We start from the raw sequence: 14,277 nt of genomic DNA, 5'->3' as shown, positions 1-14,277 counted from the left end.
TTTCCTCAAATACCGCTGCCTTGCTTGTCTCAGGAGGCTTATGCCGCCTTCATCGACCGGTTCATATCGTTCATCATTTTCTTTGCGTCATAATCGTTACCTTTTGTAAGTATTGCAAATATAACTCGAATTAACTTCCCGCACAGGGCTATGACCGATTCCATCTTGGTCAACGGGTTGTTTTCCCGCGTCAGGTTCCTCCTGTGGATCGCCCGGAATTCCTGATTCGTTGCCAACATGGTAATGATCGCTCGGAACAACCCTTCACGGAGTCGCTTCCTTCCTCTCTTACTGATAGTGGTTTTCCCCTTGTGCTTACCAGAACTGTTCTCTCTCAGGCTCAAGCCCGCCATTTTCTGTATCTGTCGAGGATCATGGAATCGGTGGATGTCTCCGATCTCGCTGACGATGACTGCCGCCGTCACCATCCCGATTCCTTTTATGTCCAAAAGTTTTGATGCATTTGGCACCCTTAACAACAGCTCCTGCATAAGCATTTCAGTTTCTTGCTTCTGCCGGTCGATCAACTCATATTGTGTCAAAATATTTTGCAATGCTGCTTCTGCCGCCTCTGAGCCAGCGGTCCTGCCGATAGACTCCGAAGCTGCCTTTACCAATCTTTCAGCCCTTTTCAAGCTTGGCCGTTTCATCTCCTGCCGCCAGGTCTTCATTAGACCTGCCACCCCGGCTGTTACCACTTTTTGGGGTGTCGAATGATGTCTCAATGTCAGCCAGGCAGCGTCTCTGTTCCAATCCTTGAACACTTCACTGAATTCCGGAAAGCGGATGTCCAGCCAGCGTAATACCTGATTACTTAATATGGTCAGCTGCTCCAACAGCCGTTCCCTCTCAGCTACTGCTTCCCTGAGTTCCTGGAACAAATCTTCCGGTATGTATACCTCCCGAAATCTCCCGTCCTTCACCAGCATGGCTATGGTTTTCGGATCCTTCCGATCATTCTTGGTTGGGCTGTTATCATCCAACTCTTTTGTACACTTTACGTGAAACGGATTCACTATCCCGAGCCGATGGCCTTGTCTTTGCAGGTGATCCCCCAGCGTGAACCAGTAGTGCCCTGTAGGCTCAAAACCTACAATCGCCTCGGTTTTTCCATGCTCCCTCATAATTTCCTGCATCCAGTTTTCAAGAGACTCATAACCTTGTCTGGTGTTACTGAACCTGAGGAGCTTTGCTAGTTCTAATCCTCTGAAATCAAAAGCTCTGGCATAGTGTGCTTCCTTTCCTACGTCTATTCCGACGATAAGGGTTTCAAATTTGATTTGCAAAATCTTCTCGTTTTGTGTACGCTTCATATTAGATGCCTCCTGTATTTTTTGATTGTGGTTACCGTCACGCAACTCACATATCAAATTCTACAGGTTGGCATCTTCTTTTTCAAAGTTCATTTTTATTCCTTACAGGAATGCTCTTGATATTTTTAGAGATGGATTTGTTTGAAAAAGTATCGTCACTTATTTGATTAAGCAGGGTCGATAATTCCGTTGCATTTCCAATGTAGATATCCTTATCACACATAAAAATTTCTATTGCTTTGATAAAACTTAAATCCTTTAGATTGCTTTCTGAAAGACTGTCTGATGCCTTAATCCAGATATTATCCTCGCTGCGTTCCAGTTCCAATTCTCGACTTTCGATATCCCTACCAACACAAGAAAGGGTTGCTGTTTTTTCACCACGCTTACTTTGGCTTAGCGTAAACATGGTATCCACTGCACCCTGCAAACCTGTTGAGCCTGTTATCTGATTAAACACATCACCGTCTTTTTGTTTTCTAAAATGGTGAATGAGTAAAATAGCAATCTTGTAGTCATCAGCAAGATTTTTGAGAATTGTCAAATCAGAATAATCATTGGAGTAGGTGCTTTCGGTATTGGGACTGCGAATTGTTTGCAGGGTATCAATGATAATCAGTTTTGTGTCTTGATGTTCTGAAATAAAATTTCGAATACGTGTTTCAAGCTCGCCACCTAATTTTGAAACCTCCGTACAGAAATGAACATTGCTTGGAGCTTCGTCTGTAATCTCCAGTAGCCTGTTTTGAATACGAATCTCATTATCTTCATAACAGAGATAGAGCGTAGTGCACCGTGTGGTTTCATATCCCCAAACAGTTTCACCCTTAGCAACAGCAATACTAAGCCAAAGTGCAAGCCAGCTCTTGCCCACCTTTGCCGAGCCTGCAAGAAGTGTAAGCCCGATAGGAATTAAATCTTTAACGATGAACGGAATCTCCCTAACTTCTTTCGATAGTAGTTCTTCGCCGGTAATGGTATTAAACTTTTTCATTTGCTCTCCTTTCAAAATAGATGTTGTAAGATTGACAGCTATCATCTACCAAAAGCATACAGCAACTATTGCAGGTTGTAAATAGATGTGGTACAATAAATTATACATTCTCTATTTCGAGAGTTTGCATTATCTATTTTAGTAAACTCTCTATTTTCTGTGATGCTATTGTCTATTACAAAGCACTTTCTATTTTTGTGTTTTGCATCATCTATTTCATGTTTAAAGGGGTGAGCTCGTATGTTTACTTTTACAGCAAATTTTAAGGACAACGATATCTATTTAGAAGGTAAAAAAGCATTTGTAACCAATGAAGTTTTAATAGAAATACTGAACTCCATAGTACCTAATTTGAAAGGCTGCAGAGAAACCTTAGTAAGAGAACTGCCTCAGCTTGATCTGTTTGGGAATATGGAAATTTTCAGAATAGAACAATACAACTCCCATGTGCAGAAAGCACAGGGAGCAATGCGCCTTATAGATCAATATTTTAATCAGCTATCCATTGCCAACCATATTGCAAGCAGTAGTGAGCTACACGCTGAAAAATTAGTTGATGTATTAAACACAAAGCCTTGGATATGGGAAACAGGCGATACAGATGAAGTGGAGGACGAGCTTTTATACAGCGATGATTTTTCCAACGAATATGGATTTAATCATTATGTTGATACCTACTGCGGAGAGGACAGACATCATTTTTATATTACAAAATTTGAACCGTGGGATTTAAAAGAGGAGCTTTTTGATTATGAAATGTCTGCTGATTTAGAGACACTGAGCACAGATATCAAAAATCTATTTGAGAGATATATCACTTTCATTGACGATATTTTGCGTGTAAAGGAAGTGTATGTTGATTTTATAGACAACTACTTAAATGCAGAGCATAAGTTTTTGGATAATAGTGTTTTGGCAGAACGCTTTACCTCTTTTCTAAAAAAATATGAGAGCTTAAAAACAACACCATATTTAAACTTCACTTCGGGATACGGTATGTTTTCTCATTCTGTTTTGACAGATGAGAAAGGGAAATCAATTCTTTGCAAAACATATAAGTTCAAGTCGCTGGGCGCATTTTTATATTACGATTTATTCAGCGGCATCGAAACCAACTACCTGCCAAAAAAATGCGAGAACTGCGGTCAGTATTTCCTCATTCAATCCGGAAAGTATACCGACTACTGCGAACGCACTGCACCACAGGACAACACCAAGACTTGTCGAGAGGTTGGGGCAAGAAAGCGATATGATGATAAATGCAAAAATGACCCTGTATGGCAAGGCTATAACCGTGCATACAAGGCGCATTATGCAAGATATATGAAAAAGAAAATGACAGTTTCTGAATTTGAGCAGTGGGCGAGCTGGGCAATCCAGTGGCGTACAAAAGCCGAAAATGATGAAATTAACATTGAGGAATATTTGTCGGAGATTAAGAAATAGAACAAGGTGACGGTATGGCTGATACCGTCACCTTGTTCTTGTTTTAATATTTAATCCATGATACCGATCATTTTATTGATGTCCCCATCGCCGTCTACAAAGGTGCCACCACCCATGCTGCCAATTTTGTTGCCGTTCTCGTACATTCCCTCGCAGTAGATAACCTCATTCTCGCCCATATCGTCTACCCAGCCGAAGCCTAAGAAGTAGCTTTGCTTTTGACCATTTACGATACGGGTATCTCCCATCTGGGGCTCACAGGCCTTGGTTGTGATGGTGTTTTTTGATGGTGCATGTGTGGGGGTAGGGTTATCCCTTTGGGGACTGCTCTCCGTCAAAATTCCCTTGCTGTCAGCTGTAGTTGGTGGCTCAAAATCGGTTTCTGTAAGGGTGCTGTCATGTGATGGGTTTTGGGTGCTGATTACTGGGCTTTCGTCCGCAACAACGGTTTTATTTTCTGCGGGTGGGGTGTTATCCCTACTGCTCTCTGTAAGTGCTGACATGGGGCGAACGTCGGGCTGACTGGGTGGCATCTGAGACTTCTGTTGATACGCTGTTATCGTCAGAGAAAAAGTTGCAAGTGTGGCTGCTGTTAATACGATTTTAGTTTTCTTCTTCATCTTTCTGCACCTCCTGGGGCATAAAAGAATTCCCGCAGTTTTGAGAGTCTATCTCAGCACTGCGGGAATCGTAAGTTTGTAATTCAGTTGTTAGCTCAAAGCCTAATTTGAAGCCTTGGATAAAACTTGCCTTGCTTTGATAATTGCAAATCATTTGTAAGGTATCAATGATCCGTAGTAAAGCTTTTCCGTCTGCTTCTGAAAGTTTGCTGATCAAATCCTTATTGCTTTCTTCAACGGAAAGCATACGATTTGTAAAGTCTTGCTTGTTACAGAAACCGTGGTATAGGTCATCCAATCTTTTTTGCATTGTAGCACCTCCTTTATTAGTTTCAAAGGATACCACAGGCAGCTATAAATAGCTACCAAATATTTAATATAAAAGTATTGACAAAATTTTCATATTGGATTATTATGATAGTGGACACTTATAAAAAGTGATTTAATTTTGATTGACACAACTCTGCTTTTGTTGTTAGCGCAGCAAAGCACTTTAGTTTATAGGATATTTCTATAAGCTTTAGTTGGTTGTGTTCTCAAGGATTAGATCTTTTTTTATAGGTGTCCTTTAATTTTATCCATTTTAAAATTAAAGGAGAATGAAAATGTTAGATTATAGCTTTAAAGAAACTGAAATTATGAAAATCGACTTACACAAAATGAAAGTTTGGGAGGCTGCGATTTATTTGAATAATAAAGTAGCCACCGCCCCTCGGGATATTAAAGAAATTATAGTAATTCATGGATACCATAGTGGAACTGCTTTGATGAATATGGTGAGGAAAGAATTTTACAATCCAAGAGTTAAGCGTAAATTCTTAAGTTTAAACCAAGGTGTTACCAGTCTAATTTTGCAATAGGGAGGATAATGAATATGTGTACTATAAAAATAACTTGCATAGAATGTGGAAATAAATTTGAGATGACTGAACATGAAGTTGAGTTTTATAAGAAAAAAAGATTTGCCCCTCCCAAACGTTGTAAAATGTGTAGACAAGCACATACATGTGATGATTTAGATACTAATAAGCTTGGGCTGAAACGAAACAGCTTTGGGGATCATATAAGAATTTTTGGCATGCCAGCAGATGTAAGAAATGAACATCCTAATGATGGCTTGTGGTTTGGACGCTAAGATGTAAGTGAGGAGAATGTAATAATGACTATAAAAGATGTATGGCATAAAGTGTTTGGAATTGGTTCGGTTACTGACGAATTCGATGATTATGTCTTAGCCAATTTTCATACTGTTGGTGAAAAGAAAATTTCTAATTCTGTGTGGGGAACTATATTGTTTTTGTCAATCGAAGATTTTAAAGATCCTGACAAGCAAAAGATTAAAGAAAAATACAGCAAGTATCTACCAGAGCCAATAACTGTAGAGTCTAAAGACGCCATCGTAGAAGCCATTTCGACTAACGAAGATTGTATTGATGCTATTAATTATCCTACAATTGACGAAAGAATGTTGTTTGACAGCTTTGATGGGGTCATGAAAAGAAATATTGTTATTGTACTCTGCCAGAAAGCCAAAAGAGGAAATAAGACATTTTTACGGATAATTGGCATTGATGTTTTTACTGGTAAGGTTGTAAATGTTGTTGACACCAACGGTAGCGAATACGGTTTACACAGTTATCATAATGATTTTGCACAACTCAAAGAGCAAACGGTTATTCAAGCTGAATTCAAAACAATTAAAAGCGAATTTCACCTTAATACTCTGCGAATTGTTAGTCCGATCCATATTTTAGGAAAAGGCAATGTTCCAAAGTTAAAAGAAAAATATGAACAGCATTATCCTAAGATACCAAACTTCATTCATAACTTTGCTGAGGTGTTTGCGTTTTGTTCTGAGCATAAAAATTCACGGAGCTACTTTATGGTGAATTTTACTGGCACGCAGATTCAACCACATAAAGATAGATACCAGTTAAAGATGGATAAATATTTTGTGGATATTAGGGATGTAAAATTTGATTCCAAGCAGAATGGGGATAAGTATTATCACGGTTGGACAGTTTTACAATGTGACGTAGACGCCAATGATGAGCTTCGGTTTTCAGCACAGCGACTAATTGGCAAGTTTTTGACTAAGGAAGAATTTGAAAAATATAAGGCAGATCGAAAAATTAGATGCTATGATGATTATTCTGCTTATGAGGATTCGGATTTTATTATTGATGATTCTTTTGAATATGATGAAGAATACGAAGCTTATGAGAACGAGTGCGTAGAAGAATTGACGGAAACATACAAAGAATACGCTGGTGATATTTTAGACGAATATAGCGAGTATGCCGAAGATTGGGATGAGGAGGGCTATTATGGTGAAGACAGATAATGTTTTTTATGGCAGTAAAGAAGATTGGTTAAATTCTAAAGAATATGTAATAAAGGATATCTTTGATGATCAGTTTGCAGTCAATTTTGATCAAATTTCTATAAAAGAGAGAATTGCACGAGGTGAAAAGGTCTCAGAACCTGAGGTTTTCGATGAGACCGCCCCATTTTAGGAGGAGTAAGCAATGAAACTACCAATGAGATTTAAGTATTACGATAACTGGGCAAAGGTTCCCATGATTATTAGCGGATTGCTGGCGGGTTCAGGGCTTTTATCTTGGTTTTTTAACTACGTATACCTTGAAGATGCACGGATGTATTATCAAGACAAACTCAATGAATATTTACTGATAGGCATTCCGGCATTATGTTGCTTTGCTATTTTTAAATATTACAACTACCGAATTGAGCTAAAAGAGAACACAGGACTTTGGTCAATAGAAGAAAACGATAATTACATCAAAACTCATTTAGATGCTATCTTAGAGATTATCGACGATCCAGATATTAAGAAAAAGATAGCATCAAAGGTTTACTCTACAGAAAATCGATTGATACGGCTTGCCATTGTTGGACAGCTTGAAAGCTCAATTAATGAGGAAATACGAAAAATTGAAGTGCTAAACGCCGCTCATGGGTTAGTGGACAAGCTTACAGAGACAACGCAATCATCATTTTTATCTGATTTAAGGGAATGCAAATATGCCTATCAGATGGAGAAAGTAATAGAAAATTATACGAAAGAAAAGGAGATTTAAAATGTCTTTTGAAAAGAATTTACAAAAAATAATAGAAGCTTATGTGATAAATCCAGACGTTTATGCTTATGCCTACGCACATTGTGAAGAGTATAAGGTCTTTATAGACAACCTATCAGATGAAAATAGACGTAGATTTGACAAGGCTCGAACCGCCTTTAAAGTTTCTAATGGTGTTGATACTTTTAGAGCAGGTTTGTTTCATGCTGCTACTTTCGGAGTTTTTTATGGAGCCAAGAAGTTAATCAATATTAATAAAAAATCAAAATCAGAGCTAATTGCAGAATTGGTTGAGTCACCGGATTTTGTAGAAGTGTTTAAGGCTTTTAATGAAAGTGGTATATTTGCAAATAACCGATTAGTAGGGGGAAATGAAGTATGAGTTCTTTATTCGAATATTTTTATCATGGCTTTGTAACCGATCAGCCGCCCATCAGATTTAGAATTACTGAAAATGGGTTTTTAACAAAAAATATTGTAGCATACTATAATCGTCCATACACGGGGTATGGACATCAAGATAATCCAAATTTCCTTAACACGTTAAAAAATACCTTTAATAAGGAATCTCTATCTCAGTTAAATAGTGCAAGGCAAGAGGTTGAAAATATTTTATTGGTTGATCTCCCAAAGATAATTAATCAACATAATTTCCAAAATTGTGTTTGTGTGTGTATTCCAAGAGCAAAGGCCTTAAATACATATACTGATAATCAACTGTTTCTTAGAGATGCAATTAGAAATGCATCAAATAAAATAAATGGCATTGTTGATGGTACTGATGTTATTATTAGACATACAAATACATTTACAACCCATTTGGAAAAAGCAACAGCTGATGGTCGAATTCAGAATAATGATGGTGACAAGCCTTATCCCGGCATCACCAAAGCAACCAGTTATATTAAAAAAGATAAAATTATCGGCCGAAGAATTATCCTTATTGATGATATATATACCAAAGGCGTTAATATTGATGAGGATTGTATTCAAGCATTATTAGACAATGGTGCTCAAGAAGTTATTTTTTACGCAATTGGCCGCACAGGAGGAAACTAATGAAATATTCAAATACCGCGCTTCAATTATTAGCTGCAAAGGAATGTGGCCTCATAAAGACTAATGCACAATTTTGGAGAGATTACCCCAGTATACAGATGTTTGAAACTTTGATTTCAACCAATAACGATATTTTAAATTTTGCAGAGCAATTATCGCAACAATATCCTTTATACGATGAAGATGAAGGTTTTATTTGTGCATATGATGAGCATTTTCCTGTCATTAATCAAAATGCTAAGAATAGTGATAAGCCATATTTATTATTTTATAAAGGAGATATGTCATTATTAAGTGATTTGAATAAAAATGTTGCCGTAATCGGCCTTATTGATCCAACCCAAGAAATAGAAAAAAGGGAAACAGCAGTAGTTGAGCAGCTTGTCAAAAGTGATTTGATTATTGTAAGTGGATTAGCAAAAGGCTGTGATGCAATAGCTCATAGAGTATGTTTAGAAACAGGCGGAAAAACGATAGCGATTTTGCCAACGACACTTCACAAAATATCTCCGGCGACAAACAGGGGGCTGGCGAACAATATTGTAGCAAATGGTGGCTTGTTATTAACAGAGTATTATAAAGAAAGCTTGAGCAAACAGGAAACTATAAATCGCTATATTGAAAGAGATAGGCTTCAAGCAATGTTTGCAAAAGCAATTGTGCTGATAGCGAGTTACCGAAAAGGTGAGGGCGATAGTGGCTCTCGGCATGCAATGGAATCGGCAAAGAACTTTGAAATTCCAAGGTATGCAATGTATAATACAACCACTGATATTGATGATAAGCAATTCGGTCTAAACAAAGATTTGCTTAATTTAACAAGCACTAATGTAAAAGTTCTTCAGCTTAGCTCTATACAGGAAATTAAATCAACAAACATTCCAGTGTTAGAAAAGAATTCACCCTTCTTTCATTCAACACAAATGACACTTTTTTGATATGTTAAATATACACATTTTCGATTTAGACAATACACTCATATATACGAATCAATTAAATAATGATTCGTATAATTATGCGCTTACAAAACTGGGATTGGTACCGATTGTTAGTTGCTCACGTGTAACAAGAAAGATTGTGCTTAACCACTATCCTTTTTTGGATAAACATCAGCAAGATAAACTGATTCAGTTAAAGCAAGCATATTTCATTAAACACATTAATGAAACAGAGCTCAATTTACATTTGCATGGTGTGGTGCACTCTCACAGTTCAGAATTTTGTGTTTTATGGACAAGTGCAGAAAAAGAGCGAGTTTTACCTCTTTTAGAGCATTATCAGTTACAATGTGCATTTGCAAAAATAATTTACAGCAGTAAAGACAATGTACGGCGAGACATTGAAAAAATATGCCAAAGTTTTTCTTGTACTTCTCAGCAACTGCTTTTTTATGAGGATAACCCTGTCATTATTGAAGTGCTCAGATCTTTAGGGCAAACAGTTATTTCCGTCTAAGCCATACCATGATATAAAAAGATCCCCACCAGTCCATTATAACTTGGTGGGGATCTTCCGTATTCAGTTTGCGTTTCTTAGTTTTCCCTTGTGACACAGTCACTTTAGTAGACACCGCTTTTTATGTTGGAATTTTTTCACCGGACAGCGATGCTATTCCGTTTCGCTGAACGAGAAATATAATCTTTTCTGGCACAATAATGTTCTTTTTGTGATATTATAAAAAGCATGAAAAATCGATGCTGCATAGTAAGGGGTACGGTATGCTCGGCTAAGCCCCCGAACCACTTCAATTCGTTTTTAGAAGGTGATAGGAATTGGATTTTTTTCTGTTTCCATTCTACTGATTTTTCTATTCATTTTTATTACCGGATTTCATGACGAAGGAAACCTCATTGCGACGATTGTTGCATCCCGGTCCCTGAATGCGTTATTAATTTTTTTCCTTGCGCTTTTTTCACAGTTTTTCGGAACGGTGCTTTTAGGCACGAAGGTTGCGGAAAGCACCGTTTACGGGCTGTTTCAAATGGAGCTGATTCGTCGAGATCCCGGAAATGTTTCTGGGATGATTTGCGCCGACGTCCTTGGCGCAATTCTATGGAATCTTATCACATGGTTCGGTAGCATCCCCTCCAGTTCCTCCCACGCGGTGGTGGGTGGATTGATGGGGCCATTTGTGATGGAGTTTGGCTTTTCCATTATTAATCTGAAAGGAATGCTGGTCAGCATTCTTCTGCCGTTGTTTACCTCCCCGGTAATCGGTTTTTTCTTTGGATTCCTGATTTTTAAACTGAACGAAGCGATCTTTGGGCAGCAAAGTATCCGCGTGAAAAAGCTCTTTCAGGGTATGCAGATTAGCACCTGTGTGCTGATTAACGCGTTTCAGGGTTCCAACGACGCGCAGAAAGGCATGGGGATTCTGGCGCTTTTGGTTATGGTGGGAAGCGGATCCTCGGATTTTCGGGTTTCTCAAACGGTTGTTTTTCTTTCCGCCGCGACTATTTCCTTTGGGCTTCTGCTAGGTGGAATGAAAATGATTCGAAGTGTCGGATCCAAAATTTTCAATGTGAAGTCGCTGCATTCCATGAGCGCCCAAGTGTCTTCTCTGCTGGTAGTTGCTGCAGCGTCCCTGCTGGGGGTCCCGGTCAGCGGAACACAGATTGTGAATTCGTCGATTTTTGGAGTAGGTGCAGCCGACCGGCCGAACGCGGTGGGCTGGTTGTATGCCCGGGATATGCTGACCGCCTGGCTGGTTACCATCCCGGCTTCTTTTTTGATTTCCTCGGCCTTTTATTGGATTTTTCAAAGAATTGGAGGGATGTTCTAAATGAGGTTCAGCAAACTCTTCAGGAACCGGATCGATTTTTTTCAGCTGCTTCGCGAACAGGCGGAATATATTGTACAATCCGTTGAATTTCTTACTTCATATACTGAAAGTCTAAATTCTTCCGACGCAGAACAGGTGAAATCTTTGGAAAAGCAGGCGGACCAAAAAAGGTTCGAGCTCATTCAAGATTTGGATAAAACCTTTATTACTCCGTACGACAGGGAAGATATTTATATGCTTTCCAAGTCGCTGGACGACATTCTGGATTATTATAAAACAACCGTCAAAGAGATGGAGGTCTATCAAATCGGCCAGTGTCCGGAGCTGGCGGAATTTATGGCGGTGCTGAAAACCGCGAGCGAAAATATTTACGACGCTGTGTGCAGCATGCAAAAAAAGCCGAAAGAAGCCATTCAGTATGCGGTTAAGGCGAAAAAATGCGAAAATAAAGTGGAAGCCTTGTACCGTCAAGCTGTGGCAGAACTATTAAAAGGGGATGACATCAAATATATCCTCAAAATGCGTGAGCTTTATCGGCATCTCAGTAACTGCGCCGATCGGATTGATGAGGCCTCCGATATGATCTGTCATGTTCTGATGAAAGAAATTTCCTGAATGGTCCCTTTCCGTTTCAAAGCAGAGGGTTCACTCTATACAGCGGTGCGCCCATGTATTTGTACATGGGCGCACCAGGGTGTGGAATTTATTTACTTTATATCGGTTTCTTTTGCTTTAGCATGGAAAGCCTGCGTTTTTGGCCGTTTATCTGCCGGAAGGCTTTTGCCAAAAGAGCTTCTTATACTTTTGAATCATTGCGTTCATTGCGTCCATTTTCTGCTCCATATCGGCGACCAGTTTCAACTGGGTGCGGCAGCGGTCCAGGTTCTGGCCGGCCCGGCTGATTTTAAAGTAAGTATCGCCCTGCAGATAGTCGGTCAGAAAGCGGATTCCGCATTCATAGGTCATCATTTTGGCGCCGAGCGGAAGAGTTTCGATTTCCAGCTCCGTCAGGTTCCCGCCGCACGTTTCCAAAAAGCCTTTTACATATTGTTCATACAGCGTTAAATCCAGATTGACTTTAGAAAGATCCGGCTCGTCCTCGCTGCCGGTGCTGGCGCCAAAGCGGATGGAATCGCCAAAGTCGTTTGCGGCAAGACCGGGCATAACAGTGTCAAGGTCAATCACGCAAAGTGCTTTTCGTGTGGTTTTGTCCAGCAGAACATTGTTTAGCTTGGTGTCGTTATGGGTTACCCGAAGGGGCAGCTGTCCGCTTTTCTGCAGATGAACCAGCGAACCGGCGTCTTCTTCCCGTTTAAAGGCGAAATCAATTTCACGCACCGCCGATTTTACGCGGCCGCAAGGGTCCGCCTCCACGGCTTGTTTCAGCGCTTGAAAGCGGCGGACCGTGTCATGAAAATGGGGAATGGTTTCGTGCAGCGTCTGCGCCGGATAGGTGCTTAATAATTGCTGAAAGCGGCCAAATCCCCTTGCACTCTGGTAAAAATCATCCGGGGAGGAAATGGATTCCAGGCAAATGGAATTTTCGATAAAATCACACATACGCCAGTAATTATGGCGGTCGTCCACATAATAGTTCTTTCCGGAATCCGAAATTTTAAAATGGAGCGTTTCCCGGTCCGGGTTTCCGCCGCATTTTAAAATCTGTTCCCGCAAGTGAGCGGTTACGCCGCCGATATTTTCCATCAGCTGTTCAGGGCTGCGGAAAACGTCGGCGTTCATTCGCTGCAAAATCACACGCTTTGCGGGTTCACAGGAATAGGTCAGCCGGTAGGTGTCGTTAATGTGCCCATTGCCGTAAGGCTCCACTTTGATCAGCTTTCCGGGGGCCGGAAAATGGGTGCTCACCTCGTGAATTTTGGAATAGGCCTCTTCCTGTGTCATTTGGATTCCTCCCACAGCTTCGGTGGGTAAATCTTCCGCTCCTTCAGCCCGCGAATGGCTGCCACAACCGTTTCATGGTCGGGGCGGTAGGTTACCCCGTACCACTGGTCGGGGGAACACAGAACCTTCACATCGGCCTTTCCTTCCGACACCAGCTCGTTCACAACGCTCGGCAGAAAATACTCGGCTTTTTCCGGGTTTTCGCGGAGGGCGTATTCCAGGAACGGCGGAAATCGCAGCTTCAGTTCTGTTAAAATGCTGGGCGTAAATCCCCACAGATTCATGGAAACAATGCTGTTTTCGGAAATCGGAATCCAGGTTTCTCCGTCCTCGGTGTAGGCGGCACCACCGCTGCGCTTTTCAATCCGGGTTCGCTCCGTGACGGACGTGAGAAGGTTTTGATCGTTTATGCTGCAGACTCCCCGCGCCACATGACCGTTTTCTGTCAGGGTGTTTCCCAAGATATATCCAACCATGGAATAACTGTATTTGGCACCATCGCACTGCGTAAGCAGGGAATCGTAAATCATTTGGAACGCATGGCTGCCGTAGTAATCGTCCGCATTAATGACGGCGAAGGGGCTGTCAATTACATCGGCGCAGCATAAGATGGCATGGCCGGTGCCCCACGGCTTTTTTCTGCCAGCGGGAAGGGAAAAGCCCTCCGGCAGCGCATCCATATCCTGATACACCAGTTGAATTTCTGCACGCTGCGCTATTCGTTTTCCAATGACCTCCATAAAGTCTTTTTCCATGGCGCGGGTTATAATGAAGACGATTTTTTCAAATCCTGCTTTCAGCGCATCGTAAATCGAAAAATCAATCAGCAGGTTGCCGTATTCGTCGACCGGGTCAATCTGTTTCGGCCCGCCGTACCGGCTTCCCATTCCGGCGGCCATAATTACTAATACAGGTTTTTTCATAGAATCTCCTCCTCCAAGGTTTCTCTATGCGAGAAAACTGCCATTTATACAAGATCATTATGGCCGAAAGGATTCAAAACCGCCAGAAAATATCGTACAATTATTAGTAAAATCGTCTTAAAATCACTTTTTATCCT

18 protein-coding genes are annotated in these 14,277 nt (G+C 40.6%); 12 read left to right on the top strand and 6 right to left on the bottom strand.

Annotated features, from left to right (window positions below; all coding sequences use genetic code 11):
- Positions 1 to 38: 38 nt before the first annotated feature.
- Both ACSVDI_RS13940 and ACSVDI_RS13935 read right to left on the bottom strand, forming a co-directional pair.
- A complete protein-coding gene (locus tag ACSVDI_RS13940; protein ID WP_457942479.1) occupies positions 39 to 1,313 on the bottom strand; it encodes an IS110 family RNA-guided transposase in 1,275 nt (424 codons plus the stop codon).
- 82 nt (positions 1,314 to 1,395) lie between these two features.
- Positions 1,396 to 2,307 (bottom strand): AAA family ATPase, encoded by a 912-nt coding sequence (locus ACSVDI_RS13935; RefSeq protein WP_457943724.1) that lies wholly within the window; start codon positions 2,305 to 2,307, stop codon positions 1,396 to 1,398.
- Positions 2,308 to 2,547: 240 nt separating this feature from the next.
- Here ACSVDI_RS13935 and ACSVDI_RS13930 point away from each other — a divergent pair, with 240 nt between their 5' ends.
- Positions 2,548 to 3,753: a DUF6076 domain-containing protein gene (locus ACSVDI_RS13930; RefSeq protein ID WP_457943722.1), complete on the top strand. Its 1,206-nt coding sequence runs from the start codon at positions 2,548 to 2,550 to the stop codon at positions 3,751 to 3,753.
- A gap of 50 nt (positions 3,754 to 3,803) precedes the next feature.
- On the opposite strand, the gene ACSVDI_RS13925 is transcribed toward ACSVDI_RS13930, so the two are convergent.
- Entirely contained in the window at positions 3,804 to 4,373 is a 570-nt protein-coding gene (locus tag ACSVDI_RS13925) for a DUF6550 family protein (RefSeq protein ID WP_457943720.1), read from the bottom strand.
- A complete protein-coding gene (locus tag ACSVDI_RS13920) occupies positions 4,357 to 4,683 on the bottom strand; it encodes a DUF6809 family protein (RefSeq protein ID WP_457943718.1) in 327 nt (108 codons plus the stop codon). The genes ACSVDI_RS13925 and ACSVDI_RS13920 overlap by 17 nt, the downstream gene beginning before the upstream one ends.
- 295 nt (positions 4,684 to 4,978) lie before the next feature.
- On the opposite strand from ACSVDI_RS13920, the gene ACSVDI_RS13915 reads away from it, so the two are divergent.
- The 11 genes from ACSVDI_RS13915 (at position 4,979) to ACSVDI_RS13865 (ending at position 11,930) form a co-directional block, all read left to right on the top strand.
- Complete coding sequence (locus ACSVDI_RS13915) at positions 4,979 to 5,233, top strand: Smr/MutS family protein (RefSeq protein WP_457943716.1); 255 nt, start codon at positions 4,979 to 4,981, stop codon at positions 5,231 to 5,233.
- A 14-nt stretch (positions 5,234 to 5,247) separates the two neighbouring features.
- Positions 5,248 to 5,508: a zinc-ribbon domain containing protein gene (locus ACSVDI_RS13910; RefSeq protein ID WP_457943714.1), complete on the top strand. Its 261-nt coding sequence runs from the start codon at positions 5,248 to 5,250 to the stop codon at positions 5,506 to 5,508.
- Between the two features lie 24 nt (positions 5,509 to 5,532).
- Positions 5,533 to 6,717 carry a hypothetical protein gene (locus tag ACSVDI_RS13905; RefSeq protein WP_457943712.1) on the top strand — a complete coding sequence of 395 codons (1,185 nt, stop codon included), beginning with the start codon at positions 5,533 to 5,535 and terminating at the stop codon, positions 6,715 to 6,717.
- Positions 6,701 to 6,889, top strand: coding sequence for a hypothetical protein (locus ACSVDI_RS13900; protein ID WP_457943710.1), 189 nt, complete (start codon positions 6,701 to 6,703; stop codon positions 6,887 to 6,889). Before ACSVDI_RS13905 ends, ACSVDI_RS13900 begins: the two co-directional genes overlap by 17 nt.
- Before the next feature lie 12 nt (positions 6,890 to 6,901).
- Positions 6,902 to 7,474 (top strand): hypothetical protein, encoded by a 573-nt coding sequence (locus tag ACSVDI_RS13895; protein ID WP_457943708.1) that lies wholly within the window; start codon positions 6,902 to 6,904, stop codon positions 7,472 to 7,474.
- A 1-nt stretch (position 7,475) separates the two neighbouring features.
- Entirely contained in the window at positions 7,476 to 7,856 is a 381-nt protein-coding gene (locus ACSVDI_RS13890; protein WP_457943706.1) for a hypothetical protein, read from the top strand.
- Positions 7,853 to 8,533 (top strand): hypothetical protein, encoded by a 681-nt coding sequence (locus ACSVDI_RS13885; protein ID WP_457943705.1) that lies wholly within the window; start codon positions 7,853 to 7,855, stop codon positions 8,531 to 8,533. Before ACSVDI_RS13890 ends, ACSVDI_RS13885 begins: the two co-directional genes overlap by 4 nt.
- Positions 8,533 to 9,471, top strand: coding sequence for a DNA-processing protein DprA (locus ACSVDI_RS13880; RefSeq protein WP_457943703.1), 939 nt, complete (start codon positions 8,533 to 8,535; stop codon positions 9,469 to 9,471). Before ACSVDI_RS13885 ends, ACSVDI_RS13880 begins: the two co-directional genes overlap by 1 nt.
- A 1-nt stretch (position 9,472) precedes the next feature.
- Entirely contained in the window at positions 9,473 to 9,988 is a 516-nt protein-coding gene (locus ACSVDI_RS13875; protein WP_457943702.1) for an HAD family hydrolase, read from the top strand.
- A gap of 307 nt (positions 9,989 to 10,295) precedes the next feature.
- Entirely contained in the window at positions 10,296 to 11,315 is a 1,020-nt protein-coding gene (locus ACSVDI_RS13870) for an anion permease (protein WP_457943700.1), read from the top strand.
- Positions 11,316 to 11,930 carry a DUF47 domain-containing protein gene (locus tag ACSVDI_RS13865; protein WP_457943698.1) on the top strand — a complete coding sequence of 205 codons (615 nt, stop codon included), beginning with the start codon at positions 11,316 to 11,318 and terminating at the stop codon, positions 11,928 to 11,930.
- A 147-nt stretch (positions 11,931 to 12,077) separates the two neighbouring features.
- Here the strand turns inward: ACSVDI_RS13865 and ACSVDI_RS13860 are convergent, their stop codons facing one another.
- The gene (locus tag ACSVDI_RS13860) at positions 12,078 to 13,217 is read right to left on the bottom strand and encodes a phosphotransferase enzyme family protein (protein ID WP_457943696.1); all 1,140 of its coding nucleotides are present in this window, start codon (positions 13,215 to 13,217) and stop codon (positions 12,078 to 12,080) included.
- Positions 13,214 to 14,140 (bottom strand): sugar phosphate nucleotidyltransferase, encoded by a 927-nt coding sequence (locus tag ACSVDI_RS13855; protein WP_457943695.1) that lies wholly within the window; start codon positions 14,138 to 14,140, stop codon positions 13,214 to 13,216. Before ACSVDI_RS13855 ends, ACSVDI_RS13860 begins: the two co-directional genes overlap by 4 nt.
- Positions 14,141 to 14,277 lie beyond the last annotated feature (137 nt).

It is taken from the genome of Caproiciproducens sp. LBM24188 (assembly GCF_054130445.1).
This window is presented reverse-complemented; position numbering and strand designations above follow the sequence as displayed.

Excerpts from the sequence above, each read along its gene's own strand:
- ACSVDI_RS13875 (WP_457943702.1), top strand. The coding sequence starts at position 9,473 with ATGTTAAATATACACATTTTCGATTTAGACAATACACTCATATATACG.
- ACSVDI_RS13890 (WP_457943706.1), top strand. The coding sequence starts at position 7,476 with ATGTCTTTTGAAAAGAATTTACAAAAAATAATAGAAGCTTATGTGATA.
- ACSVDI_RS13865 (WP_457943698.1), top strand. The coding sequence starts at position 11,316 with ATGAGGTTCAGCAAACTCTTCAGGAACCGGATCGATTTTTTTCAGCTG.
- ACSVDI_RS13885 (WP_457943705.1), top strand. The coding sequence starts at position 7,853 with ATGAGTTCTTTATTCGAATATTTTTATCATGGCTTTGTAACCGATCAG.
- ACSVDI_RS13940 (WP_457942479.1), bottom strand. The coding sequence starts at position 1,313 with ATGAAGCGTACACAAAACGAGAAGATTTTGCAAATCAAATTTGAAACC.
- ACSVDI_RS13920 (WP_457943718.1), bottom strand. The coding sequence starts at position 4,683 with ATGCAAAAAAGATTGGATGACCTATACCACGGTTTCTGTAACAAGCAA.
- ACSVDI_RS13905 (WP_457943712.1), top strand. The coding sequence starts at position 5,533 with ATGACTATAAAAGATGTATGGCATAAAGTGTTTGGAATTGGTTCGGTT.
- ACSVDI_RS13925 (WP_457943720.1), bottom strand. The coding sequence starts at position 4,373 with ATGAAGAAGAAAACTAAAATCGTATTAACAGCAGCCACACTTGCAACT.
- ACSVDI_RS13860 (WP_457943696.1), bottom strand. The coding sequence starts at position 13,217 with ATGACACAGGAAGAGGCCTATTCCAAAATTCACGAGGTGAGCACCCAT.
- ACSVDI_RS13900 (WP_457943710.1), top strand. The coding sequence starts at position 6,701 with ATGGTGAAGACAGATAATGTTTTTTATGGCAGTAAAGAAGATTGGTTA.
- ACSVDI_RS13930 (WP_457943722.1), top strand. The coding sequence starts at position 2,548 with ATGTTTACTTTTACAGCAAATTTTAAGGACAACGATATCTATTTAGAA.
- ACSVDI_RS13895 (WP_457943708.1), top strand. The coding sequence starts at position 6,902 with ATGAAACTACCAATGAGATTTAAGTATTACGATAACTGGGCAAAGGTT.
- ACSVDI_RS13915 (WP_457943716.1), top strand. The coding sequence starts at position 4,979 with ATGTTAGATTATAGCTTTAAAGAAACTGAAATTATGAAAATCGACTTA.
- ACSVDI_RS13910 (WP_457943714.1), top strand. The coding sequence starts at position 5,248 with ATGTGTACTATAAAAATAACTTGCATAGAATGTGGAAATAAATTTGAG.
- ACSVDI_RS13855 (WP_457943695.1), bottom strand. The coding sequence starts at position 14,140 with ATGAAAAAACCTGTATTAGTAATTATGGCCGCCGGAATGGGAAGCCGG.
- ACSVDI_RS13880 (WP_457943703.1), top strand. The coding sequence starts at position 8,533 with ATGAAATATTCAAATACCGCGCTTCAATTATTAGCTGCAAAGGAATGT.
- ACSVDI_RS13935 (WP_457943724.1), bottom strand. The coding sequence starts at position 2,307 with ATGAAAAAGTTTAATACCATTACCGGCGAAGAACTACTATCGAAAGAA.